The organism is Kosakonia pseudosacchari (assembly GCF_015167415.1).
GTDB lineage: Bacteria > Pseudomonadota > Gammaproteobacteria > Enterobacterales > Enterobacteriaceae > Kosakonia > Kosakonia pseudosacchari.
In genome coordinates, this window is sequence record NZ_CP063425.1 from 2983646 (window position 1) to 3006026 (window position 22381).

The following is a 22381-nucleotide window of genomic DNA, read 5'->3' on the forward strand; positions in this document are numbered from 1 at the left end:
GGAGAGCTGACTTATGACGCAAAACAGCGCATTAACGACGCTAAAGGATTTGGCAGAGAAAGAAGTTGACGACGCCGCCCTGAAACTGGGCGAAATGCGTCGCGGCTGCCAGCAAGCGGAAGAGCAATTAAAAATGCTGATTGAATATCAGCATGAGTATCGCAGCAGTCTGAATAACAATATGAGCCAGGGGATTGATAACCAACGCTGGCAGAATTATCAGCAGTTTATTCAGACGCTGGAAAAAGCGATTGAGCAGCACCGTCAGCAGTTAGCGCAGTGGAATGAAAAAGTCGATAGTGCCCTGGGTAGCTGGCGTGAAAAGAAACAACGTTTACAAGCCTGGCAAACTTTGCAGGACCGACAAAGCGCCGCGGCGTTACTGGCGGAAAACCGTCTCGATCAGAAAAAAATGGATGAATTTGCACAGCGCGCGTCCCTGAGGAAAATAGAATGATCAACTTGTCAAAACTGTTAATGACAGAATCCGATGCCACCACCGGTGTGCAAGCCGGCAAAAGCGGCGGCGATTCTGCACAAGATTTCCTCGCTCTGCTGACGGGTGCAATGACCGGCGGCCAGGGACAGGAGAGCGATGCGCCCATCACGCTTGCCGATCTGCAAGCCGCAGCCCTGAGCGGCAAGCTGGCAAAAGGCAACCTGGTGGCAACCGCAGCAACCGGCGAAGAGACGCAGGCACAAACGCCGGCGCAAAAACTGGCGGAACTGCTGGCGCGCCAGAGCGCGAAAAGCGATGTGATGACATCGGCAGCAAGCGACGCTGACGTGCAAAAACTGTTTTCTGGCCTCACACCTGCGGCGAAAACCGATGTGCTGGCCGCGTTAAGCAAAACGGCCAAAGCTGGTGACAGCGAAAACAAAACCGATTTAAGTGATGAAGAGCTGGCTGGGTTAAGCGCGCTGATGGCGATGCTGCCGCATCAACAAGCCGCGCAGTTGAACACCGCCAGCGCACAACCGGTAAGCGCCAGCAGCGGCGTTGATGTCGCCAAAGCAGCGAACCGCGCACTGAACACCAGTTCACTGACGGCAGATACCGATTTACCGCGCGGCAGTACGAAAAACGACAGCGCTGCCGGCACCACACCGTTCCATGTAGCGGATGATGCCCAGCAGACGGCGGTGCTCGCCTCCTCGTCTGCGGCGGTGAAGAAAGATAATGACAATGCGCTGCAAACCACCAATACCACCGCCAGCATCGCGCCGGTGACCACCACCGCCAGCGCCGCGCAGGCCAGCACGCCTGTCGCCGCACCGGTTGTCAGCGCTCCGCTGGGTAGCCATGAGTGGCAGCAGAATATCAGCCAGCATGTCACGCTCTTTACCCGTCAGGGTCAGCAGAGCGCGGAGCTGCGTCTGCATCCGGAAGATCTGGGCCAGGTGCAGATCTCCATTAAGCTCGAAGATAACCAGGCGCAGTTGCAGATGGTGTCGGCGCACAGCCATGTTCGCCAGGCACTGGAAGCGGCGCTGCCGATGCTGCGTACGTCGCTTGCAGAAAGCGGTATTCAGTTGGGTCAGAGCAATATCAGCAGTGAGTCTTTTGCCGGTCAGCAGCAGCAACAGCAGGCCTCGCAACAGCAGCAACAGGCTTCACGTTCGGGCTCAGGCGATCTGTTTGGCACGGATGATGGCGACGCGTTAGTCGCCCCGGCGAGCCTGCAATCTGCGGCTCGTGGTAACGGCGCAGTCGACATCTTTGCCTAAACGCCAGAGGTAGCATGATTATCCCCGTCTTTTCCACCCTTTGACGGGAGCAGGACACGGGATAATCAGCTCATAAGCAGTACTAACAGGAAGCCCGTAACAGATGACTGACTCCGCTATTAACAAAAAACGTAAGCGCTCTATCTGGATCCCGCTGCTGGTGTTAATCACACTCGCAGCTTGCGCCACCGCTGGCTATAGTTACTGGCGTATGCAACAGAAACCTGCGGCTAACGCAAAAGTTGAAGCGCCTCCTCCGCCAGCGCCGGTTTTCTTCGCTCTTGACACCTTTACCGTGAATCTGGGCGATGCTGACCGCGTGTTGTATGTCGGTATCACACTGCGTCTGAAAGATGACGCGACGCGCGCCAGACTGAGCGAATACCTGCCAGAAGTGCGTAGCCGCTTGTTGATGTTGTTCTCACGTCAGGACGCAGCACAGCTTGCAACCAACGAAGGCAAGCAGAACCTTGCTACCGCGATTAAAGAGACGATCGCAACGCCATTAGTGCCAGGACAGCCGAAGCAGGAAGTCACTGACGTTCTTTATACAGCTTTCATTTTGCGGTAAAGACATGGGCGATAGCATTCTTTCTCAGGCCGAAATCGATGCGCTGCTCAACGGAGACAGCGATAAGAGTGATGATCCGCAACCGGGTATGGGTGGCGATAGTGATATTCGCCCCTATGATCCCAATACCCAGCGCCGCGTGGTGCGTGAGCGTCTGCAAGCGCTGGAGATCATCAACGAGCGTTTTGCGCGTCAGTTCCGTATGGGGTTGTTTAACCTGCTGCGTCGTAGCCCGGATATCACCGTCGGCGCGATCCGCATCCAGCCCTATCACGAGTTTGCGCGTAACTTACCCGTTCCGACCAACCTGAACTTGATTCACCTGAAACCCCTGCGTGGCACCGGCTTGTTTGTTTTCTCACCAAGCCTGGTGTTTATCGCCGTGGATAACTTGTTCGGTGGCGACGGGCGTTTTCCAACGAAAGTGGAAGGCCGTGAATTTACGCACACTGAACAGCGCGTCATCAACCGCATGCTGAAGCTGGCGCTCGAAGCCTATAGCGACGCGTGGAAGGCGATTAACCCGCTGGACGTGGAGTATGTGCGTTCGGAAATGCAGGTCAAATTTACCAACATTACGACATCGCCGAACGATATCGTCGTCAATACCCCGTTCCATGTTGAGATCGGTAACCTGACGGGTGAGTTCAATATCTGTCTGCCGTTCAGCATGATAGAACCGCTGCGCGAAATGCTGGTCAACCCGCCGCTGGAAAACTCACGCAGTGAAGACCAGAACTGGCGTGACAACCTGGTGCGTCAGGTTCAGCACTCTGAACTGAATTTGATTGCCAATTTCGCGGATATTCCCCTGCGCCTGTCGCAGATACTTAAGCTCCAACCCGGCGATGTGCTGCCGATTGATAAACCCGATCGCATTATCGCTCATGTGGACGGCGTACCGGTGTTAACGAGCCAGTATGGTACGGTCAACGGACAATATGCGTTACGTGTAGAGCACTTGATAAACCCGATTTTGAATTCGCTGAATGAGGAACAGCCCAAATGAGTGATATGAACAATCCGTCCGATGAGAACAGCGGAGCACTGGACGATCTGTGGGCTGACGCGTTGAACGAACAAAAAACCACTCCCGCTACGAAAAGCGCGGCCGATGCCGTGTTCCAGCAGCTCGGCGGTGGTGATGTTGGCGGCACTCTCCAGGATATCGACCTGATTATGGATATCCCGGTCAAACTGACCGTGGAACTGGGTCGTACGCGTATGACAATTAAAGAGCTGCTGCGTTTGACGCAGGGTTCCGTGGTGGCACTTGACGGGCTGGCGGGCGAACCGCTGGATATCCTGATCAACGGTTATCTGATTGCTCAGGGTGAAGTGGTGGTCGTTGCGGATAAATACGGTGTACGTATCACCGATATCATCACCCCTTCCGAGCGTATGCGTCGCTTGAGCCGCTGAGTCGAGCATGAAAACACAGGCCACGGTTTCCCAACCGTCTGCCCTTTCCGGTTCGCCACTGTTGCAGGTCAGTGGCGCGCTGTTTGGCATGATCGCGTTAATTTTGATTATCGCGTGGCTTGCCAAACGCCTTGGCCTCGGCGGCAAAACCGCCAGCGGCCGGGGTTTAAAAGTGACCGCCAGCACCACGGTTGGCCCGCGTGAACGCGTGGTGATTGTGGATGTTGAGGATGCACGCCTGGTGCTGGGCGTTACGCCCACCAACATCAATCTGTTGCACAAACTTCCTCCCGCACCCGCAGAAAGTGAAGACGTGAACGTGAAAAATGTGGATTTCCAGACCGTGATGAAGAATTTGCTTAAGCGTTCCGGGAGATCCTGATGCGCCGTTTGTTCTCTTTTGCGCTGGCCGGATTATGGCTAGTTGCCCCTGCGGCATTTGCACAACTTCCGGGTTTGATTAGCCAGCCGATAGCCGGTGGTGGCCAGAGCTGGTCGCTGCCGGTGCAGACGCTGGTATTTATTACCTCGCTTACCTTCCTGCCCGCCATTTTGCTGATGATGACCAGCTTCACCCGCATCATCATTGTGTTCGGCCTGCTGCGAAACGCGCTGGGAACACCGTCTGCGCCGCCGAACCAGGTGCTGCTTGGGCTGGCGCTGTTTTTGACCTTTTTTATTATGTCGCCGGTGATCGACAAGATTTATACCGACGCCTATCAGCCGTTTAGCGAGAATAAAATCTCCGTCGATGTGGCGCTGGAACGCGGCGCGCAGCCGCTGCGCGAATTTATGCTGCGCCAGACGCGCGAAGCCGATTTGGCGCTGTTTGCCCGTCTCTCTAATAGCCCGCCGATTCAGGGTCCGGAAGCCGTATCAATGCGTATTCTGTTGCCCGCTTATGTGACCAGCGAGCTGAAAACCGCCTTTCAGATTGGCTTTACGATATTTATTCCGTTCCTGATTATCGATCTGGTGATCGCCAGCGTCCTGATGGCGCTCGGGATGATGATGGTACCGCCCGCAACCATTGCCCTGCCGTTCAAACTGATGCTGTTTGTGCTGGTGGATGGCTGGCAGTTACTGGTCAGCTCGCTCGCCCAGAGCTTTTACAGTTAGGAGTAAGCGATGACACCAGAATCGGTCATGATGATGGGCACCGAGGCGATGAAAGTCGCACTCGCGCTCGCTGCCCCACTGCTGCTGGTTGCGCTGGTTACAGGCCTGGTTATCAGTATTTTGCAGGCGGCGACGCAGATCAACGAAATGACGCTCTCCTTTATCCCGAAAATCATCGCCGTGTTTGTCACGATTGTGGTTGCCGGGCCGTGGATGCTGAATTTACTGCTTGATTACATGCGCACCCTGTTCAACAACATTCCTTATATCATCGGGTAAGCCGACTTATGTTGAACGTCACCAGCGATCAGTGGCTGCATTGGATCAGTATGTATTTCTGGCCGCTGCTGCGCGTGATGGCGTTAATTATGACCGCGCCGATCCTTAGCGAATCGCGTATTCCGCGGCGGATAAAAGTGGGGCTGGGGATTGTGATTACCATCGTCATCGCCCCCACCCTGCCGCCAACGCCGGATGTTCCGGTATTCGCCCCGGCGGCACTGTGGCTGGCGCTACAGCAGATCCTGATTGGCGTTGCGCTCGGTTTTACGATGCAGTTCGCCTTTGCGACGATTCGTACCGCCGGTGAGCTGATTGGCCTGCAAATGGGCCTCTCTTTCGCCACCTTTGTCGACCCCACCAGCCACTTAAACATGCCGGTGCTGGCGCGCATCCTCGATATGCTGGCGCTGCTTTTGTTCCTCACCTTCAATGGGCATTTGTGGTTAATTTCGATGCTGGTCGATACCTTCCACACGTTGCCGATTGGCGGTAACCCGGTAAACAGCAATGCCTACCTGGCGCTGACGCGGGCAGCAGGCATGATCTTCCTCAATGGGTTGATGCTGGCATTACCGGTTATCACATTGCTGCTGACCATTAACCTTTCCCTTGGTTTACTGAACCGCATGGCACCGCAATTGTCGGTGTTCGTGATTGGTTTTCCCGTTACGTTAAGCGTTGGGATTTTACTGATGGCGGCAATGATGCCGTTAATCGCTCCTTATTGTGAGCGATTATTCAGTGAGATTTTCAATCTGTTAGCTGATATTGTTAGCGAACTTCCACAGAATAGTAATCCCTGACCTTTAGTAATGCCTTTCTGAGGATATTCCTAAAGTTAAATTTAAAAAACATCCCCCACCATATATCTGGCGCGGCTTATTTGTTTTTAGCCTTCTCACAGAACGCAACATTTACTTTACTTTAAGATGATTCCTGGCAAATTATACCTAACTTTACGGGATAGTGGGTTCGCCTGAAGTTTCGCGTCGTACTTCAGTAATATAAGTTTTTCCTGTATGGCTTCTGAAGCTTCTGGCGGGTGGTGAATTATCGTTACGCATTGAGTGAGGGTATGCCATGTCAACGATTATTATGGATTTATGCAGTTATACCCGGTTGGGATTAACAGGGTATCTGACAAGCCGGGGGGTTAAAAAACGAGATATCAACGACATCCAGACAGTTGATGAACTCGAATCAGCTTGCGCCACACTTCAGCCAACCGTGGTGTTTATTAATGAGGACTGCTTTATTCATGACCCAAGCAGCAGTCAACATATAAAGCAAGTCATTAATCAGCATCCCCGTACACTTTTTATCGTGTTTATGGCTATCGCCAATATCCACTTTGACGAATATCTTTTGGTTCGCAAAAACTTATTGATTAGTTCTAAATCAATCAAGCCTGAGTCGCTGGATAATATTCTGGGAGATTGTCTCAACAAAGAGAAAAAAAGCGTTGGGACCATTAACTTACCAACACTTTCACTAAGTCGTACCGAGTCCAGCATGTTGAAAATGTGGATGTCCGGGCAGGATACGATTCAAATCTCCGATCAGATGAATATTAAAGCGAAAACAGTATCATCACATAAGGGTAATATTAAAAGGAAAATTAAAACGCATAATAAACAGGTTATATATCATGTAGTGCGGCTAACAGATAATGTTACCACGGGTATATTTGTTAATATGCGTTGAGGCAATTTTTATCAATTCACCCTCCAGCTGGAGGGCGAAATATTAATCTGCAAGTTCTACAAATACGCCGTCCGGGTGGTCTTTTTCATTAAAGAACCAAATCCCGAGCGGGTAATCTTCCAGTGAGACCAGGTACATCGTACCTTCATTAAACGCTTCGACAGCCAATACCACTCCCGGACGGCGTGGACCCCCGTCCGTTTTGACCGTAACCCGATCGTTAACCTTCATAAGTACCCTCCTCTCGCATTTACGCCAGTGTAGAACAAAACCGCTGCCCTGACAGCGTGCCTGCGTTTAGCTGGCGATTTTTTCTACCGACTATACTTAACACTGCATTTATGAAGGAGGTGACGGCGTGAAAACAGTCAAAGAGTATAGCGAGACCGCAAAGCGGGATGTGCATATCGATGTCGATGCCCTGCTGGCTGCGATTAACGAAATCAGCGAAAGCGAAGTGCATCGTGTCGACGACGAAGATGGCCAGCGCGTGAGCGTGGATGGTCGGGAATATCATACCTGGCGGGAACTGGCGGAAGCATTTGAACTGGACGTGCATGACTTCAGTATTACGGAGGCGAATCGCTGAAGAAAACATCCCGGCCGCCGAAACGGCCGGGACAAACTTGCTCTCGCAAGAAGCACTTAAAATTCGTACACCAGGGAATCTGATGTGGGGACAACTTTATAGACAAAACACCATCAAGACAAGAAATATCTATAAATCAATGAATTAGCACATACATCTGTATTCTACTGCATACAATGCGCGACAAAAGTCTCCCGACTCACACTGCCAAAGGAGCTCACTATGCCGAGCCTGGACGACCCATTACTGATCTTTACTGACATAGAAGGGACACTGCTGGATAGCCATACCGGCGAATGGCAACCCGCTGCGGAGTGGCTTGCGCGTCTGCGCCAGCGGAAGATACCGGTGATCCTCTGTAGTAGCAAAACGGCGGCAGAGATGATCGCCATACAAAACCTTTTGCAACTGCAAGGCCTGCCTTTTATTGCCGAAAACGGCGCGGTGATTCAGTTAGATGAACACTGGCAGGATCACGACGACTATCCACGTATTATTACCGGTTCCCCCCATGCGGAAATCGCCCGCGTGCTGACCCAATTACGCCAGAGCAATGGCTGGAAATTCACGACGTTTACAGAGCTGGATGAACATGTGCTGGCCGAGTTAACTGGCCTTACGCCTGCGCAGTCTAACCTCGCAAAGCTGCAGGAAGCCTCTGAAACGCTGATTTGGCGCGATAGCGACGAACGCATGGCTGCTTTTGATGATGCGCTGGCGCAGCTGGGGTTACGTGTTGTGCAGGGAGCACGATTCTGGCATGTGCTCGATGAGCGCGGCGGAAAAGATCAGGCCGTAAGCTGGCTGACCCGGCAATATCGCCATTACCAGGGCAAACGCGCGGTTACGGTTGGGCTGGGCGATGGACCAAACGATGCACCGTTACTCGATAATGTCGACTACGCCGTGGTGGTGAAAGGCCTTAATCGCCAGGGGGTAACGCTGCGCCAGGATAGCCCGCCCAGGGTTTATCACACGCAACATGAGGGGGCGGCGGGCTGGCGCGAAGGCCTGGATCATCTGTTTGGAATCTCATCCACTGAACAGACTTGATTGCGACCATTGTTTTTTGCCAGGTATAAGCGGCTATCGGCAATGGATTGCAGGTATTCAAAATCGTAATTGCCGCTTTCCTGCGCATCGCTGACCCCGAGGGAAACCGTGATGCGCAATGTCGTGCGCTTATGGATCAGGATCTCTTTACTTTCAATGCGCGAACGGATGTGTTCGGCAACCTGCACCGCCTGCTCAAGCGTGCTGCCTGGTAATAAAATACAGAACTCTTCGCCGCCGACGCGCCCGGCAACATCCTGTTCTCTGATGGAGCTGCTGATAAGCCCGGCGGCGTGGGATAACACCAAATCGCCGGCCTGATGACCGAACTGATCGTTGACGCCCTTAAAATGGTCAATATCCAGCTGAATGACCGAGAAGGGTCGCCCCTGCGCCCGCGCCTCTTCAGATAACAGTTTCGCCTGCTCAAAGAACGATCCGCGATTATAAAGGCGCGTCAGCGGGTCGAACCACGCCTGCCATTGCAGCGTGCGTTGCATACTATACAAGTTGGTCACCATTCTGCGGATCACCACCCAGGAAAAGAGCAGCATGCCGGTAAACAACACCCACAGCAGCGAGAGCGCGATGCTGATACGCCCGAAATCCCCGGAGATGCCTTCACGCAAAGAGTGAATACGCAGCAGGACGCCACCAAAATGTTTAAGCTTTTGCCAGCTCACATAGCGGGTGCCCAGGTTCAGGCCGCCAACGGTATCGCGAGTCAGTTCCGCTTGCAGCTTCGCCACGTCAGCCTCGTCAAACTCGGCGCTGGCATCCTGTGGCGATTGGGTGCTGGTCAGCAGCCGGAAATGGTTATCGTAAAGCTGATATTCCCCGCCATCCTGCTGGAGCTGTTCACCTACCAGTAGCGGCTTAATCGCACTCAGCGGAAAGCTCATGACCAGCACGCCGTACCAGTAATGCTGGTAATCAAGCGGCACACTGGCGGCGACGATATTGTCGCTTTCCGTGCTGTTAAAAAGCGTGAACCAGCGAACGCCACGCCCACGATTTTCCCGTAGCTGCTGGCCGCTAAACCAGGGGCGCGTTAATAAGCGGTAATAGGTGGAAATAATGTCCTGCTCACGCTCGATGGGGCGCGTGGAGAGGAAAAAACCGGCGCGCGAGAAATAATAGGCCTGACGCGGCAACATGGCAGCCTCCGAGGAGAGGCGAAACAGGTAGCCAAGCTCCATTGCCGCCGTGAGTTCGTTGTGCAACCGCTCCTCGTCGCGACGCAGCAGCCCGCTCTGCTCAACTAAAGCGTCAGAAACGCCGTAAATGGGCAGCGTCCGGCTGTTATCCAGCCCGATCTGCCAGTAGGGTAAGGCGCGTTTACGATCAAACTCGCCCTGCACGGAATTTAATACTTCAAATCCCAACGGCTTTTGCAGTGCCGCCTGCATACCATTTCGGAAAAAGAGCAACCGGTCTACGCCGACCTGAATCTGCATATCCAGCGCATTGCTGACGTTTTCCAGCGCGCTACGCTGGCTGGCGACATACGCGCCTTGTAGCACAATCACTTCGCGCCAGGTCAAAATCGTCGAACAGACCATGACGATCACAAAGCAAAGGTTAACCACCCGAGCCGGGACGAAATAGCGCTGTAGATGTTTGAACGGCCTGGGCTGTTTCACGACACGATTCTGCCGCACACGGGCTCCCTGAGATATCTGTGAGTGCGCTTTCGCCCCGCTCGTGTTTAATCCGGCAATAAAAACGCCCAGCAATGCCGGGCGTTTTAGTGGTTACGCTTCTTCGTGGATGCGCCGCCTGTCGCCAGGCATCAGCTCATCTTCACGAAAGGCTTCCCGTTTGACGCCGTAGCCATCATACCAGCGGCACTCAACCATGCCGCTGGCATAACCGGTAACAATCATGAGCGGACCACCCTTTTTACTCTGCACTTCATCGCTGACCAAAAAGACCATTCTTGCCTCCGGTATCAGGGCGAAACTTTTTCACCTTAGACGAAGTTGCTTAAATTTGCGTAATCCCTGTCGCGAGATTTTATTTTTCACCGCCACGTAAACGTTCCACTCCTTTCATTACCGCGACCACCACGGCACCAATCACAAAGCCCAGCACCAGGTTGGCCAGCATGGGAACCAGCGCCTGCAGCAGTGCAGGCTGGCTCGCGGCAAAATGCTCGATAGCATGATGTAACGGCGCAATGCCATGTACCACAATCCCGCCGCCGACCAGGAACATGGCCAGCGTACCGACCACAGACAGGAGCTTCATCAGCCAGGGCGCGGTGAATAACAACCCTTTCCCCAGCCCCTGCGCCAGAACGCCCGGTTTCCCTACCAGCCAGTAACCCATATCATCGAGCTTCACGATGATTCCCACCAACCCGTAAACACCAATAGTCACCAGCACCGCGATGCCCGACAGGATCAGCACCTGGTTCAGCAAAGGCGCATCGGCAACGATACCGAGCGTGATGGCGACAATCTCGGCAGAGAGAATAAAATCAGTGCGCACCGCGCCTTTAATTTTATCTTTCTCGAACTGCTGCGGATCTTGCGCTGCCAGCGCTTCCAGACGCTGCTGGCGCGCCTCCGGGCTCTCTTTATGTTTACGCGCTGCAAACGTGTGCAGCACTTTTTCCACACCTTCAAAGCATAAAAACGCGCCGCCGAGCATCAGCAACGGTGTGATGGCCCAGGGGATAAAGGCGCTAATCAGTAACGCCAGCGGGACGAGAATCACTTTATTCAGCAGTGAGCCACGCGCGACGCTCCACACCACCGGCAATTCGCGATTGGCGCGCACGCCGGTGACCTGCTGTGCGTTAAGCGAAAGATCGTCGCCCAGCACACCGGCGGTCTTTTTCGCCGCCAGTTTACCCATCACTGAAATATCATCCAGCAACGTCGCAATATCATCGAGTAATGTTAATAAACTACTTCCTGCCAAAATGTCTTCCTTTTGAATTTATGGTGTAACGCTTCTCAGTATGATGGAAAAAGCGCGGGACGAAAATCACCTCTTACAGTCAACAAAAATTTAACACTTCTTATGCAATTAACCACTCGCCAGGCCGATAGTTTTAACGTTTACTATAAGCCTCTTATCTTTTGCCGTGGTGGGTTATGCGTTTCAGGCAAGTTTTACCGCTTATTGGCGCTCTTTTCGCGCTCTATATTATCTGGGGTTCCACGTACTTTGTTATTCGCATTGGCGTTGAAAGCTGGCCGCCGTTTATGCTGGCCGGTACACGCTTTTTATCTGCGGGCGTCCTTCTGTTCGGCGTCTTATTACTGACCGGCCATAAATTGCCACCGCTGCGCCCGATGCTTAATGCCGCGCTGATTGGCGTGCTGCTGCTGGCGGTGGGCAACGGGTTTGTGACCGTCGCAGAACACCAAAATGTGCCATCGGGTATTGCCGCGGTTGTTGTGGCGACCGTTCCGCTTTTTACCTTATGTTTCAGTCACTTTTTCGGCATTAAGACACGAAAACTTGAGTGGTTTGGCATTGCCATTGGTCTGGCAGGCATTGTTTTACTTAATAGCGGCGGGAATTTAAGCGGTAATCCGTGGGGCGCCGTGTTGATTCTGGTCGGTTCGCTAAGCTGGGCATTTGGCTCGGTATACGGCTCGCGCATTGAACTACCGGGCGGCATGATGGCGGGCGCAATCGAAATGCTGGCCGCAGGCATTGTGTTGTTAGCGGCGTCGGCATTAAGCGGCGAGCGCCTTAGCGCAGTACCGCCATTTTCCGGTTTCTTCGCCGTCGGTTATCTGGCGCTGTTTGGCTCCATTATCGCTATCAACGCCTATATGTACCTGATCCGCAACGTCTCGCCTGCCGTTGCCACCAGCTATGCGTATGTCAATCCGGTTGTCGCTGTGCTGCTTGGCACAAGTTTTGGCGGGGAACATCTCTCCCCCGTGGAGTGGCTTGCGTTGGGCATTATTATTATGGCAGTGGTGCTGGTGACGTTGGGTAAATATCTCCTTCCGGCGCGCCCGGCAGTTACGCCTTGCGAGGCAGAGAAGTAACCGCCATCGCATGAATCCCCTGAGTGTCGATCTGCGCAGTCTGTTGTCCTTCGCAGATCCACTCTTCCAGCCGTTCACATAACGCCTCATCGCCGAGTTTTAACCGTCCACGCAGCGCACACTCCCAGACCACCAGCACTCGCCAGCCCTGTTTGAGCAACAACGCCGTGTCGCGCGCATCGCGTTCCACGTTTTTGCCAATCTTCGCCAGCCAGAAATCCGTGCGCGTGGCAGGCACTTTGAACAGGTAACAGGAGTGGTGATGCCAGAAACAACCGTGGGTAAAGATAACGCAGCGATACTCGTCGAGCACAAAATCAGGTCGCCCCGGCAAGGCGGCGTCCTGGACACGAAAATTGAGTTCCAGTGAAACAAGACACGCGGCAAGCCGCTTTTCGATCGCCGTATCCTTTGTGCCGATGGCGCGCATATTTTTACTGCGCGTTGTTTTATCATGCACATCCGCCATCGCGCGTCTCCCTCAGGTCAAATGAAAACTGAAGCGGCGCAGCACCGCTTCATCAACGCGCTGGTGATCACCTTGCAGTTCGGCACTGAGTTTCGCCATAAAGTGCACCAAAAAATCCGCGTTGTGTTCGGCGAGTTTACGCCCTTGTTCAGTCTGCATGGTGGCGGGTAATTTCAGCAACTTGCAGCGAAAATGATCGAGAGCGAAGGCTTTATCATCCAGTTCGCGTTTGGCGGCAAACGGATCTTCACCATCGAATAAGGCCGCGCCCATCGAGCCCGAAACGGCAAAGACGCGCGCCAGACCAATCGCCCCCAGTGATTCGAGCCGATCGGCATCCTGAACAATTTTCGCCTCCAGCGTTTGCGGCGCAATACCCGCGCTGAAGCTGTGCGCTTCAATAGCATGGCGCACGCCAGCCACGGCGTGTTGCGGGAAATCAGGAAAATCGCTTGCGAGAATAGCCGCCGTTTTTTCTGCCGCCATTACTGAGGATTGGTGACGCTGCGGGTGATTTTTGGCAAAACTCACGATGTCGTGGAAATAACAGGCGGTCAGCACCACCAGCGCGTCAACCTGCTGGCCCTGCATGAGCGTTTGTGCCGTTTTCCAGACCCGGCGAAAGTGTGAGACATCATGCGCGGCGTCGCCGTGGTTAAAATGCTGAGAAATCCATTGGTCAAAACGGTGCTGCCAGTCGATTACATTCATTCTTGTTCCCGTTGATGTACTGTTTCAGGCATCCGGACCCTGCGGACGCGTGTACCAGGCAATAGCGCCAAGTATCACCCCCACGACGGCTAAAACCAGCACGCCAAAAAGCGAGTTCAGCCAGTCACCTGTCGCAGTTCCCACAGTGCCAGTATTAAACCCGACCGGCAAATTTGTCTGGCTGACTGGCCAGATATCGTTTAGCACAGTCCAGATAAAATAGACGCAGAAAATCCAGAACACCCAGAGTGCCAGTTTGCCACCGAGGCTGCGAACCGCTTTATCGTCCATAATGGTTTTCCGCATGGGTTAAGGGAGGAAAGGAATGAAATTGTCCCAGCATAAATGTGACAACGCTCTCATCATATCGTCTGGTGATTAATTTTAAAGATATATCAGCGAGACTGATGAGTCCCCTCACCCGCAACGGCCGCAGACCGCGAAAGAGAGTGCCACGTGTCAATGACAAACAGACGTAACGGGATAAGAAATAATAAGAAAAAGTGGAATGAGTGCGCTTGCGATGACATTTCCAGGCCAGGACGAAACGCTACAAAAATTAATGATAAAAGGGGCAATCATTTCTATCAATTATGTTAAGAAAAGGTTATAAAATGTGCAAATGCAAGAGTGGAAAAGCAACTGTGACGGGAGTCGTTGAAAGCGAAGCGCGTAACTGTTTGAATAATGGCGGAGAGAGGGGGATTTGAACCCCCGGTTGAGTTGCCCCAACTACGGTTTTCGAGACCGTCCCGTTCAGCCGCTCCGGCATCTCTCCGTTCAGATGGTTGCCATGATGCCAGGTAATTTGGCATTTTAACAGACCCTGTCCCGTTAATTTGGTTCAAGTGGCGAGTTTGCGAGCAAAACGATGATTAAGTGGCCCTGGAAGACAAGGGAATCTGCCGAAGGCGCAGAATACCCCTGGGAAGAAGCGTTAAATGCCCCCGTGTTAGCAAATTTGTCGTCGGAGGAACAGGAGAAACTTGTTCATCTGGCTGAGCGCTTTTTGCAGCAAAAACGCCTGGTTCCGTTGCAAGGATTCGATTTGGATGCGCTGAAAAGCGCGCGCATCGGCTTACTGTTTTGCCTGCCGGTGCTGGAGCTTGGCCTTGAATGGCTGGATGGCTTCCACGAAGTGCTGATCTACCCGGCGCCGTTTGTTGTTGATGACGAGTGGGAAGACGACATTGGTCTGGTGCACAACCAGCGCGTGGTTCAGTCCGGGCAGAGCTGGCAACAAGGCCCCATTATCCTTAACTGGCTGGATATTCAGGACTCGTTTGACGCTTCCGGCTTTAATCTCATTATTCATGAAGTGGCGCATAAACTGGATACGCGCAACGGCGATCGCGCCAGCGGCATTCCGCTGATTCCGCTGCGTGAAGTGGCAGGCTGGGAACACGATCTGCGTGCCGCGATGGACAACATTCAGGATGAGATCGATCTGGTTGGCGAAAGCGCGGCCAGCATCGACGCCTACGCGGCAACCGATCCGGCAGAGTGTTTCGCCGTGCTGTCAGAGTATTTCTTTAGCGCGCCAGAGCTGTTCGCTCCCCGCTTCCCGGCGCTGTGGCAGCGCTTCTGCCATTTCTATGGGCAGGATCCGCTAAGCCGTTTGCGCGGGCAGGCAGGCTGCGATAACGACAGTACACGGCAGGTACATTAAAACGCCGCCTGTGTTTTAATTCGCCAATTGAATCAGTGTGTTAAATTTAGTGTTGACACTCAAGTACGGGGCCAGTAGTATGCGCCCCGTTCACACGATTCCTCTGTAGTTCAGTCGGTAGAACGGCGGACTGTTAATCCGTATGTCACTGGTTCGAGTCCAGTCAGAGGAGCCAGATTATGAAAAGCCTGCTTTTAAGCAGGCTTTTTGCTTTTCAGGCCTTCGCTTCAGCCTTTCCTTCTCTTTTCTGCACAGCAGGCGACCAGATTAACGCGCAATGCCCGTCACGATTAGGCGGTGGGCACTGTGCCGCCATCGATAACGTACTCTGTTCCTGTGATCGCCGCCGCACAGGGTGAAGCGAGGAACACAATGAGACTGGCCACTTCCGCCGGTTTTGATGGACGCCCCAGCGGGATACCCCCGATGGAATCCATGATGATTTTCTTACCACCTTCGTAATCCGTTCCCGCCTGGCGCGCCAGCCGTTCGGCCAGCGCGACGGAGGCTTCGGTTTCGATCCAGCCGGGTGCGACACGCAGCACGCGGATCCCTTTTGGTGACACCTCTTTTGACAGGCTTTTACTGTAGGTCGAGAGGGCGGCCTTAGCCGCGGCATACGCGGTTGTCGATTCCGGCAACGGCAGTTCGCGCTGAATAGAGGTGACATGAATAATGACCCCGGCCCCCTGCGCGAGCATACCGGGTAACAGTGCTCTGTCGAGCCGGACCGCAGGCAGCAGATTAAGGTTCAGTTCCTGTTGCCACTCCTCTTCGCCCAGCGCGGCGAAACCGCCACCGGGCGCTGTCGAGCCACCAACAACGTGAACAATAATGTCAACGCCGCCAAAGTGGCTCTGCACTGCCTGCGCGACGCGCTGACAACCGTCAACCGTTGTCAGATCGGCCGCCACAAAGTGATCCGCTAACGATTCTTCAGGCTGGATTCGCGCAGTGGTTAACACTTTCGCCCCCTCGTCATGAAACAGGCCAACAACCGCCTTTCCGACGCCCTTCGTGCCCGCCGTGACCAGAACGCGTTTTCCTTGTAAGTTCAGATTCATGCTCATTACACGATCTCCAGTGCGGCAATCTTCCCGTCCAGTAAGGTGAACGCATGGCTAAGCTGCACCGGGCTGCCGGGAAAATTGCCCGCCACATGTGAGGTTACCGTTAGCCGCGTTCCGTCATCCGCCACGCGGATCGGTTCAACGGTGTAGTCAAAAGCATTCTGCACGTCGCGTTGCCAGGCCTGGATAGCTTCAAGCCCGCGATGCGTCTTACTTTCATCAATAACCACGGCATCAGGCGTAAAGCAGTGGCTAACGTTGGCGATATCTGCGCCATTACTGATGGCGAAGTAGGTAGCAACTGCGTCGGGTAATGATAAAGACATGGTGAGAGGCTCCTTCGGTTTGCGGTGCTCTCATTTTCACCATATAGTGTCAAATCATCAAGAACGCACAAAAAAGTTAGTAACACGCTTATGAGTAAGATTTATACCCCCGATACCGCCGCGCTTGGCGTAGAGCAGGTGCTGCGATTACTGGAGGGCCGCTGGAAGCTGGTCATCCTGTTTCATTTATTTGATGGAAAAGTGCAGCGCTATTCCGATTTCAGCAGGCTTATTCCTGGCATTTCGCAAAAGATGTTGAGCCAGCAACTGCGGCAACTCGAAGCGGATGGCATTGTGTCGCGCAAGGTCTATCCGCAGATCCCGCCGAAGGTGGAATACCGGCTTACGCAGTGGGGGCAAGCTCTGTGTCCGGCGCTGGATGCGATGCTGAAATGGGCTGAAAAACGCGACACCTTCTCACCGAACGAGCCTTAAATCCGGCGAAAATATTGCCCTTCGTTATGATACAACCCGCTGCGCGCTGAATCGTTCAGCCGCACAGCGGGCATTTCTTCTTTTTTTGGTCGCACTCTCCAGCACATACCGCAGCCGCCATGTGCCATGCTAAAGGTGCTGTTACTTCATAATGGCGCGGACATTGCCCGGCAAAAATGAAGCCATTCTCTGCAAAACCCCTTTATCACTGACGTAACCGGAACAGAGAGGACGACCATGATCACCTTATGCAATGCGTGCGGCACCTCGTATGAAATAACCGACACGCCCCCACAGCGGTGCACTATCTGCGAAGATGAGCGCCAGTTCGTGCCGGTAACCGGGCAGAAGTGGGTTGAGTTCCCTGCCCTTCTGGCCTCGCACGTCAATAAATGGCAACAACACGAAAGCGATCTCTTCAGCATCCAAACCGTGCCTGATTTCGCGATTGCGCAGCGCGCGTTTCTGCTGAGAACAGCGCAAGGCAATATTCTGTGGGACTGCATCGCCACGCTCGACGACGCCACAAAAACGCTGATCGCCTCTCTGGGCGGGCTCAAGGCTATCGCGATTTCGCATCCTCATTTCTACACTACCATGCAAGACTGGGCTGCCGCCTTTGACGCCCCGATTTATCTGCATGAACGCGATCGTGAGTGGATCATGCGCGACAGCCCGCACATTACTCTCTGGGATGGCGACACTCTGCAACTGACATCAGACGTAAGCATCATGCGCCTTGGCGGCCATTTTGCCGGTGGCTGCGTTCTCCACTGGGCACGGGATGAAGGTGTGCTGCTGTCCGGCGACATCGTTCAGGTCGCGCCGGGCGCAAATGCCGTCTCCTTTATGTGGAGCTACCCGAATATGCTGCCGCTGCCGGCAGAGACGGTTCGTGAAATGACGCGCCGACTGGATGTGGTGAAATTCGCAAAGCTCTACGGCGCGTTTGAAGGACGGGAGATCGCGCAGAATGCGGCGGAAATTGTGCCCCGGTCAGGTGAGAAATATATTGCCTGCCTGCGCTAAGCCGTTGGCGCACGCTCGCACATCAAGCACGGCGGCCATCGATTCAATAGCATAATTGCATGGCAACCCGGCGTTTCGGATCCAGCCCGGCGAGGGTTTCCGCGGCAAGCAGCGCTTTCAGCCGGGGTGAAATAGCGTTGCCTTCAATGATGGCAAAACCCAGCGAAGCGTAAAACGGCGCGTTGAAGGGCGCATTACGATCGGTCGTCAACGAGGCGCCGTTTAAACCACGCGCTTTGCCTTCCGCCAAAAGCGCGTGCATCAGGCGTCGGCCAACTCCCTGCCGTTGCCAGTCCGGGTGAACATCCGCTTCGGCAATGTGCAGCCAGTTTTCCCTGATCTCGGCTCCGGCAAAACCGACTGGAATATCGCCCGGCGCGAACGCGACGAGCAACACCCCTTCCCTGCATAGCTGATGCAACGCGTCCAGGCTGTTAGCAACAGGCGCGCCACTGACTGCCCCCGCCTGGCGCAGCGTTTCAAACGCGGCAAGTTCAATGGCTCTTAACGCCGCCAGGTGCTCGCTTCGCGCTGGTCTGATTGTAATATCTGTCATCTGAATGTTCCCAATGGTAACAAGCGTTAAGCCTGACAGGCATAACAGCCTCAGGCCGGTTCCACACCGTTCCGCGGCTCGTATTGTACAGCCCTGGGGCTCCGGCGCCATTTTCACACTGCGCCCTCACACTGTGTCGCTTATTTGCATCGTTTCATTTACTTACACAAAACGACCGTTGCGAAATAATTCATTAATGCAACTAATAGAATATGAATCGTGTTAGTTATTTTAGCCGTGATGGTCGATTCGCCGTTCTTCCCCGAGAACGGCTTTTTTTTGGGTTTTGACAGGAGGGTAAGTTGATGTTCCAGTCTGCGGTTGTTTTCCTTTCATCACTGTTCATGTGCGGCAATGTTTTTGCAGGTTCCGTCGCATCGGTGTCGCTCAGCACACTTTCATCTGCACTCAATGAACGCATGCTGATCATGAAAGATGTCGCCAGTTATAAGGCGCAGCATCATTCCCCGGTGGAAGATGTAGAGCGGGAACAAAAAGTACTGGCGGAAGCGGTGAAAAACGCCCAGGACGCGGGTCTGGATCCCCACTCCGTGGAGCCTTTTTTCCGCGCGTTGATGAATGCCAGCAAGGCTGTTCAGTATCGCTATCTGGCCGACTGGTTAGCCACCCCGGATGTTAACCGCTCCGTCAGAAGCCTGGATGCGACGCGACAACAGATAAATCAACTGGATAGCGAGTTGCTTACCGCCATCAGCCAGCGGTTGCTCACCGGCGCTTTCACTGAAGCAGACACCGCATGGCTGTCGGCACAAATTATGGCACCGAACCTCAGCGAGGCGGATAAAAACAACCTTCTTGCCGCTTTACGCCTTATTCATCGCGCACGTTAGCCATCAATGTCGTACGCAATGAAAACTCCCATGCCCGGCCTGCCAGTGTGCAGACAGGCCGGGTATTCGATAAGAGATGCCGGGTTATGGACGGAGGCTGCGGTTTAATATCGACCACCCGAATGCCACGCACTCAAATCATTCAACAACCGAATAATCTTCTGCGCATTAACGCCCCCTGAGTTAAATTCCCCCTTTCATGCCGCCCGCTCTGCAAAAGAGTTTTCTCCTGTCCGCTGTCGCTGTAGTCTCAATAACGGCTTTTTTTGGCTGCGTACGATGTGAGTAACCTTTTCTCCCTATTAAAACTAGAAAATTTTGCAATTTTGAGGAACGGACAGAACAACTATGGACTCCACGCTCATCACAACCCACCCCGATGAAGAGGCACCGCCACTCAATCGCGCCCGCCGTGCGGCATGGGGCAGCTTTGCCGGCGCAGTGGTCGACTGGTTCGATTTTTTACTATATGGCATCACCGCCGCGCTGGTATTTAACAGCGAGTTTTTCCCGCAGATAGACCCGGCGATGGGCACGCTTGCCGCTTTCGCCACGTTTGGCGTCGGTTTTTTATTCCGCCCGCTCGGCGGCATTGTCTTTGGTCATTTCGGCGATCGTCTCGGTCGCAAGCGAATGCTGATGATGACGGTATGGATGATGGGCATCGCCACAGCCTGTATTGGCATTCTGCCCTCCTTTGCCACTATCGGCTGGTGGGCACCGGCGTTATTGGTGATCCTGCGTGCCATCCAGGGTTTCGCCGTTGGCGGCGAATGGGGTGGCGCGGCGCTGCTGGCTGTCGAAAGCGCACCCTCCGGGAAAAAAGCCTTCTACAGTAGCGGCGTTCAGGTTGGGTATGGCGTCGGATTGTTGCTTTCCACAGGTCTTGTGTCGCTCATCAGCAGCCTGACCACCAACGAGCAGTTTCTGAGCTGGGGCTGGCGTCTGCCTTTCTTGTTCAGCATCGTACTGGTGCTCGGTGCGCTGTGGGTGCGTAACGGCATGGCAGAGTCCGCCGAGTTTGAACGAGCGCAGACGCAACAACCGGCGCAGACAAAAAAACGCCCGCCGGTGTTTGAAGCGCTGTTTCGCCATCCGGGCGCGTTTTTGAAAATTATCGCCTTGCGCCTGTGTGAACTGCTGACCATGTATATCGTCACCGCCTTTGCGCTGAACTACTCGACGCAAAATCTGGGTTTACCGCGTGAACTGTTCCTCAATATCGGCTTGCTGGTCGGCGGGATAAGTTGCCTGACCATTCCGTTATTCGCATGGATGGCAGATCGCTATGGACGGCGGCGCATTTACATCACGGGCGCATTGCTCGGTGCGCTGAGCGCGTTCCCGTTCTTTATGGCACTGGAAGCGCGCTCCATTTTCGGTGTGGTGATCTTTTCGTTACTGCTGGCCAATATCGCTCACGATATGGTGGTTTGCGTACAACAGCCGATGTTCACCGAAATGTTCGGCGCGGGCTATCGCTACAGCGGCGCGGGAGTCGGTTACCAGGTCGCCAGCGTGGTCGGCGGCGGTTTTACGCCCTTTATTGCCGCCGCGCTGCTGAACTTTTCCGCTGGCGAGTGGCATTCCGTCGCCATTTATCTGCTGGCAGGCTGTCTGCTCTCCGCCCTGACAGCGATGCTGATGAAAACACCGTCGTACACGCATCAGTAAACACCACCTGCACAGAAGGTGATGTTCATTCCGGGATAAAAACAGCGCCTCCGCATGCGGAGGCGCTGTTGCTTATAACTTTCGTTAAATCTGGTAATCGATCGCCGCTTCGTCCGGCTCCATCACCTGGCGTTTGATATCGTCGACCGACAGCCCGGCGTTACACAGCTCAATAAAGCGCCAGACATAGTTTCGTTGTAACTGACCGCGTTTTAATCCTAACCAGACGGTATTGGCATCAAACAGGTGCTGCGTATCCAGCCGCACCAGTTTGCCTTCTTCGTTTTCGCCGCTCGATTGTTCTGCCACCAGCCCGACGCCCAGCCCCAGCTCGACGTAGGTTTTGATAACATCGGAATCCTGCGCGCTCAGCACCACATCCGGGATTAACCCTTTGCGACCAAACGCTTCATCAATACGCGACCGCCCGGTGATCCCCTGGCGATAGGTGATAAGCGGCCAGCGACTGATATCTTCGAGTGTTAGCGGTGAGGATTGTGCCAGCGGGTGATCGGCGGGCACCAGCAAACTGTGATGCCAGCGAAACCAGGGAAACGCCACGAGTGAGCTGTCATTGCTTAAGCGTTCGCTGGCAATACCGATGTCTGCGCCACCGTTATGCAGCAGAGATTCAATCTCTTGCGGGGTGCCCTGAATCAACTCCAGTCGCACTTCCGGGAACAGCGCGCGAAACGCTTTAATCACCGATGGCAAGCTGTAACGCGCCTGGGTATGCGTCGTCGCAATGGTCAGCACGCCTGAGGTGTCATTGGTAAAGAGGTCGGCGAGCCTGCGCACATTGCTCGCTTCGTTAAGAATGCGCTCGGCAATCACCAGCAGCGCTTTACCGGGTTCTGTCATGCCCAACAAACGTTTGCCGCGACGGATAAAAATCTCAATCCCCAGCTCTTCTTCAAGCTCACGAATATGGCGGCTCACGCCGGATTGTGACGTGTAAAGCATGTTGGCGACTTCGGTCAGGTTGTAATCCCGCCGCGCCGCCTCGCGGATAATTTTGAGTTGCTGGAAATTCACCCTTTGCTGCTCCTGGCCTGTCAGACATGACGATATTGTTAAAGTCTGCGGCCAGGCAGAACAAATAATAAA

General features: G+C 54.0%; 29 protein-coding genes and 2 tRNA genes. 19 read left to right on the plus strand and 12 right to left on the minus strand.

Annotated elements, in window-relative coordinates; genetic code table 11:
• Nucleotides 1-13: 13 nt before the first annotated feature.
• From fliJ to rcsA, 10 genes are all read left to right on the plus strand, one after another.
• A complete protein-coding gene (gene fliJ / locus IP581_RS14055) occupies nt 14-457 on the plus strand; it encodes a flagellar export protein FliJ (RefSeq protein ID WP_017458372.1) in 444 nt (147 codons plus the stop codon).
• Nucleotides 454-1728 (plus strand): flagellar hook length control protein FliK, encoded by a 1275-nt coding sequence (gene fliK, locus IP581_RS14060; protein WP_193820651.1) that lies wholly within the window; start codon nt 454-456, stop codon nt 1726-1728. Before fliJ ends, fliK begins: the two co-directional genes overlap by 4 nt.
• A gap of 103 nt (nt 1729-1831) precedes the next feature.
• On the plus strand, nt 1832-2299 hold the full coding sequence (fliL, locus tag IP581_RS14065; protein WP_017458374.1) for a flagellar basal body-associated protein FliL: 468 nt from the start codon (nt 1832-1834) through the stop codon (nt 2297-2299).
• A 4-nt stretch (nt 2300-2303) separates the two neighbouring features.
• On the plus strand, nt 2304-3308 hold the full coding sequence (gene fliM / locus IP581_RS14070) for a flagellar motor switch protein FliM (RefSeq protein ID WP_020454199.1): 1005 nt from the start codon (nt 2304-2306) through the stop codon (nt 3306-3308).
• On the plus strand, nt 3305-3721 hold the full coding sequence (gene fliN, locus IP581_RS14075; RefSeq protein WP_020454200.1) for a flagellar motor switch protein FliN: 417 nt from the start codon (nt 3305-3307) through the stop codon (nt 3719-3721). Before fliM ends, fliN begins: the two co-directional genes overlap by 4 nt.
• Before the next feature lie 7 nt (nt 3722-3728).
• Nucleotides 3729-4103, plus strand: coding sequence for a flagellar biosynthetic protein FliO (gene fliO / locus IP581_RS14080; protein ID WP_017458377.1), 375 nt, complete (start codon nt 3729-3731; stop codon nt 4101-4103).
• Nucleotides 4103-4840: a flagellar type III secretion system pore protein FliP gene (gene fliP / locus IP581_RS14085; RefSeq protein ID WP_017458378.1), complete on the plus strand. Its 738-nt coding sequence runs from the start codon at nt 4103-4105 to the stop codon at nt 4838-4840. Before fliO ends, fliP begins: the two co-directional genes overlap by 1 nt.
• Before the next feature lie 9 nt (nt 4841-4849).
• Entirely contained in the window at nt 4850-5119 is a 270-nt protein-coding gene (gene fliQ / locus IP581_RS14090; protein ID WP_017458379.1) for a flagellar biosynthesis protein FliQ, read from the plus strand.
• 8 nt (nt 5120-5127) lie between these two features.
• On the plus strand, nt 5128-5925 hold the full coding sequence (gene fliR / locus IP581_RS14095) for a flagellar biosynthetic protein FliR (protein WP_017458380.1): 798 nt from the start codon (nt 5128-5130) through the stop codon (nt 5923-5925).
• A gap of 277 nt (nt 5926-6202) precedes the next feature.
• Complete coding sequence (gene rcsA / locus IP581_RS14100) at nt 6203-6826, plus strand: transcriptional regulator RcsA (protein WP_017458381.1); 624 nt, start codon at nt 6203-6205, stop codon at nt 6824-6826.
• Nucleotides 6827-6868: 42 nt separating this feature from the next.
• Here rcsA and dsrB read toward each other — a convergent pair whose 3' ends face one another.
• The gene (gene dsrB, locus IP581_RS14105) at nt 6869-7057 is read right to left on the minus strand and encodes a protein DsrB (protein WP_086873042.1); all 189 of its coding nucleotides are present in this window, start codon (nt 7055-7057) and stop codon (nt 6869-6871) included.
• A gap of 127 nt (nt 7058-7184) precedes the next feature.
• On the opposite strand from dsrB, the gene yodD reads away from it, so the two are divergent.
• Together yodD and IP581_RS14115 are read left to right on the plus strand one after the other, a co-directional pair.
• Nucleotides 7185-7415, plus strand: a complete 231-nt coding sequence (yodD, locus tag IP581_RS14110) for a YodD family peroxide/acid resistance protein (RefSeq protein WP_017458383.1) — start codon at nt 7185-7187, stop codon at nt 7413-7415.
• A gap of 222 nt (nt 7416-7637) precedes the next feature.
• Complete coding sequence (locus IP581_RS14115; RefSeq protein WP_193820652.1) at nt 7638-8468, plus strand: mannosyl-3-phosphoglycerate phosphatase-related protein; 831 nt, start codon at nt 7638-7640, stop codon at nt 8466-8468.
• Here the strand turns inward: IP581_RS14115 and dgcQ are convergent.
• From dgcQ to IP581_RS14130, 3 genes are all read right to left on the minus strand, one after another.
• Nucleotides 8432-10129 carry a cellulose biosynthesis regulator diguanylate cyclase DgcQ gene (dgcQ, locus tag IP581_RS14120; protein ID WP_193820653.1) on the minus strand — a complete coding sequence of 566 codons (1698 nt, stop codon included), beginning with the start codon at nt 10127-10129 and terminating at the stop codon, nt 8432-8434. The genes IP581_RS14115 and dgcQ overlap by 37 nt on opposite strands.
• 93 nt (nt 10130-10222) lie before the next feature.
• Nucleotides 10223-10405 (minus strand): YodC family protein, encoded by a 183-nt coding sequence (locus IP581_RS14125; RefSeq protein WP_020454206.1) that lies wholly within the window; start codon nt 10403-10405, stop codon nt 10223-10225.
• A 79-nt stretch (nt 10406-10484) separates the two neighbouring features.
• Nucleotides 10485-11396 carry a DUF808 domain-containing protein gene (locus IP581_RS14130; protein WP_193820654.1) on the minus strand — a complete coding sequence of 304 codons (912 nt, stop codon included), beginning with the start codon at nt 11394-11396 and terminating at the stop codon, nt 10485-10487.
• A 176-nt stretch (nt 11397-11572) separates the two neighbouring features.
• Here IP581_RS14130 and yedA point away from each other — a divergent pair, with 176 nt between their 5' ends.
• On the plus strand, nt 11573-12484 hold the full coding sequence (gene yedA, locus IP581_RS14135; protein ID WP_193820655.1) for a drug/metabolite exporter YedA: 912 nt from the start codon (nt 11573-11575) through the stop codon (nt 12482-12484).
• Here yedA and IP581_RS14140 read toward each other — a convergent pair.
• The 4 genes from IP581_RS14140 to IP581_RS14155 form a co-directional block, all read right to left on the minus strand.
• On the minus strand, nt 12459-12953 hold the full coding sequence (locus tag IP581_RS14140) for a very short patch repair endonuclease (RefSeq protein WP_193820656.1): 495 nt from the start codon (nt 12951-12953) through the stop codon (nt 12459-12461). The genes yedA and IP581_RS14140 overlap by 26 nt on opposite strands.
• A gap of 12 nt (nt 12954-12965) precedes the next feature.
• Entirely contained in the window at nt 12966-13664 is a 699-nt protein-coding gene (locus tag IP581_RS14145) for a phosphohydrolase (protein WP_097399516.1), read from the minus strand.
• Nucleotides 13665-13688: 24 nt separating this feature from the next.
• Nucleotides 13689-13955, minus strand: coding sequence for a cell division protein DrpB (gene drpB, locus IP581_RS14150; RefSeq protein WP_193820657.1), 267 nt, complete (start codon nt 13953-13955; stop codon nt 13689-13691).
• Nucleotides 13956-14352: 397 nt separating this feature from the next.
• Nucleotides 14353-14442, minus strand: a tRNA-Ser gene (locus IP581_RS14155).
• Nucleotides 14443-14535: 93 nt separating this feature from the next.
• Here IP581_RS14155 and mtfA point away from each other — a divergent pair.
• Both mtfA and IP581_RS14165 read left to right on the plus strand, forming a co-directional pair.
• Nucleotides 14536-15333: a DgsA anti-repressor MtfA gene (mtfA, locus tag IP581_RS14160; protein ID WP_086873050.1), complete on the plus strand. Its 798-nt coding sequence runs from the start codon at nt 14536-14538 to the stop codon at nt 15331-15333.
• Between the two features lie 99 nt (nt 15334-15432).
• A tRNA-Asn gene (locus IP581_RS14165) sits at nt 15433-15508 on the plus strand.
• 115 nt (nt 15509-15623) lie between these two features.
• Here IP581_RS14165 and IP581_RS14170 read toward each other — a convergent pair.
• Together IP581_RS14170 and IP581_RS14175 are read right to left on the minus strand one after the other, a co-directional pair.
• A complete protein-coding gene (locus tag IP581_RS14170; RefSeq protein ID WP_193820658.1) occupies nt 15624-16403 on the minus strand; it encodes an SDR family oxidoreductase in 780 nt (259 codons plus the stop codon).
• Entirely contained in the window at nt 16403-16729 is a 327-nt protein-coding gene (locus tag IP581_RS14175) for a nuclear transport factor 2 family protein (RefSeq protein ID WP_193820659.1), read from the minus strand. Before IP581_RS14175 ends, IP581_RS14170 begins: the two co-directional genes overlap by 1 nt.
• A gap of 90 nt (nt 16730-16819) precedes the next feature.
• Here IP581_RS14175 and IP581_RS14180 point away from each other — a divergent pair, with 90 nt between their 5' ends.
• Together IP581_RS14180 and IP581_RS14185 are read left to right on the plus strand one after the other, a co-directional pair.
• On the plus strand, nt 16820-17164 hold the full coding sequence (locus tag IP581_RS14180; protein ID WP_086873053.1) for a winged helix-turn-helix transcriptional regulator: 345 nt from the start codon (nt 16820-16822) through the stop codon (nt 17162-17164).
• A gap of 237 nt (nt 17165-17401) precedes the next feature.
• Complete coding sequence (locus IP581_RS14185; RefSeq protein ID WP_193820660.1) at nt 17402-18193, plus strand: MBL fold metallo-hydrolase; 792 nt, start codon at nt 17402-17404, stop codon at nt 18191-18193.
• Between the two features lie 43 nt (nt 18194-18236).
• Here the strand turns inward: IP581_RS14185 and IP581_RS14190 are convergent, their stop codons facing one another.
• Nucleotides 18237-18749, minus strand: a complete 513-nt coding sequence (locus IP581_RS14190; protein ID WP_193820661.1) for a GNAT family N-acetyltransferase — start codon at nt 18747-18749, stop codon at nt 18237-18239.
• 305 nt (nt 18750-19054) lie between these two features.
• Here IP581_RS14190 and IP581_RS14195 point away from each other — a divergent pair, with 305 nt between their 5' ends.
• The gene (locus IP581_RS14195) at nt 19055-19600 is read left to right on the plus strand and encodes a chorismate mutase (protein WP_193820662.1); all 546 of its coding nucleotides are present in this window, start codon (nt 19055-19057) and stop codon (nt 19598-19600) included.
• Between the two features lie 348 nt (nt 19601-19948).
• Nucleotides 19949-21274, plus strand: a complete 1326-nt coding sequence (shiA, locus tag IP581_RS14200) for a shikimate transporter (protein WP_193820663.1) — start codon at nt 19949-19951, stop codon at nt 21272-21274.
• 84 nt (nt 21275-21358) lie between these two features.
• Here shiA and cbl read toward each other — a convergent pair whose 3' ends face one another.
• Nucleotides 21359-22309, minus strand: coding sequence for an HTH-type transcriptional regulator Cbl (cbl, locus tag IP581_RS14205; protein WP_020454221.1), 951 nt, complete (start codon nt 22307-22309; stop codon nt 21359-21361).
• Between the last annotated feature and the right edge of the window lie 72 nt (nt 22310-22381).

What these genes read in the sequence shown, in the direction of transcription:
- fliJ (WP_017458372.1), top strand. Translation starts at nt 14, where the DNA reads ATGACGCAAAACAGCGCATTAACGACGCTAAAGGATTTGGCAGAGAAA.
- fliK (WP_193820651.1), top strand. Translation starts at nt 454, where the DNA reads ATGATCAACTTGTCAAAACTGTTAATGACAGAATCCGATGCCACCACC.
- fliL (WP_017458374.1), top strand. Translation starts at nt 1,832, where the DNA reads ATGACTGACTCCGCTATTAACAAAAAACGTAAGCGCTCTATCTGGATC.
- fliM (WP_020454199.1), top strand. Translation starts at nt 2,304, where the DNA reads ATGGGCGATAGCATTCTTTCTCAGGCCGAAATCGATGCGCTGCTCAAC.
- fliN (WP_020454200.1), top strand. Translation starts at nt 3,305, where the DNA reads ATGAGTGATATGAACAATCCGTCCGATGAGAACAGCGGAGCACTGGAC.
- fliO (WP_017458377.1), top strand. Translation starts at nt 3,729, where the DNA reads ATGAAAACACAGGCCACGGTTTCCCAACCGTCTGCCCTTTCCGGTTCG.
- fliP (WP_017458378.1), top strand. Translation starts at nt 4,103, where the DNA reads ATGCGCCGTTTGTTCTCTTTTGCGCTGGCCGGATTATGGCTAGTTGCC.
- fliQ (WP_017458379.1), top strand. Translation starts at nt 4,850, where the DNA reads ATGACACCAGAATCGGTCATGATGATGGGCACCGAGGCGATGAAAGTC.
- fliR (WP_017458380.1), top strand. Translation starts at nt 5,128, where the DNA reads ATGTTGAACGTCACCAGCGATCAGTGGCTGCATTGGATCAGTATGTAT.
- rcsA (WP_017458381.1), top strand. Translation starts at nt 6,203, where the DNA reads ATGTCAACGATTATTATGGATTTATGCAGTTATACCCGGTTGGGATTA.
- dsrB (WP_086873042.1), bottom strand. Translation starts at nt 7,057, where the DNA reads ATGAAGGTTAACGATCGGGTTACGGTCAAAACGGACGGGGGTCCACGC.
- IP581_RS14115 (WP_193820652.1), top strand. Translation starts at nt 7,638, where the DNA reads ATGCCGAGCCTGGACGACCCATTACTGATCTTTACTGACATAGAAGGG.
- IP581_RS14125 (WP_020454206.1), bottom strand. Translation starts at nt 10,405, where the DNA reads ATGGTCTTTTTGGTCAGCGATGAAGTGCAGAGTAAAAAGGGTGGTCCG.
- yedA (WP_193820655.1), top strand. Translation starts at nt 11,573, where the DNA reads ATGCGTTTCAGGCAAGTTTTACCGCTTATTGGCGCTCTTTTCGCGCTC.
- IP581_RS14140 (WP_193820656.1), bottom strand. Translation starts at nt 12,953, where the DNA reads ATGGCGGATGTGCATGATAAAACAACGCGCAGTAAAAATATGCGCGCC.
- IP581_RS14145 (WP_097399516.1), bottom strand. Translation starts at nt 13,664, where the DNA reads ATGAATGTAATCGACTGGCAGCACCGTTTTGACCAATGGATTTCTCAG.
- drpB (WP_193820657.1), bottom strand. Translation starts at nt 13,955, where the DNA reads ATGGACGATAAAGCGGTTCGCAGCCTCGGTGGCAAACTGGCACTCTGG.
- mtfA (WP_086873050.1), top strand. Translation starts at nt 14,536, where the DNA reads ATGATTAAGTGGCCCTGGAAGACAAGGGAATCTGCCGAAGGCGCAGAA.
- IP581_RS14170 (WP_193820658.1), bottom strand. Translation starts at nt 16,403, where the DNA reads ATGAGCATGAATCTGAACTTACAAGGAAAACGCGTTCTGGTCACGGCG.
- IP581_RS14175 (WP_193820659.1), bottom strand. Translation starts at nt 16,729, where the DNA reads ATGTCTTTATCATTACCCGACGCAGTTGCTACCTACTTCGCCATCAGT.
- IP581_RS14180 (WP_086873053.1), top strand. Translation starts at nt 16,820, where the DNA reads ATGAGTAAGATTTATACCCCCGATACCGCCGCGCTTGGCGTAGAGCAG.
- IP581_RS14185 (WP_193820660.1), top strand. Translation starts at nt 17,402, where the DNA reads ATGATCACCTTATGCAATGCGTGCGGCACCTCGTATGAAATAACCGAC.
- IP581_RS14190 (WP_193820661.1), bottom strand. Translation starts at nt 18,749, where the DNA reads ATGACAGATATTACAATCAGACCAGCGCGAAGCGAGCACCTGGCGGCG.
- IP581_RS14195 (WP_193820662.1), top strand. Translation starts at nt 19,055, where the DNA reads ATGTTCCAGTCTGCGGTTGTTTTCCTTTCATCACTGTTCATGTGCGGC.
- shiA (WP_193820663.1), top strand. Translation starts at nt 19,949, where the DNA reads ATGGACTCCACGCTCATCACAACCCACCCCGATGAAGAGGCACCGCCA.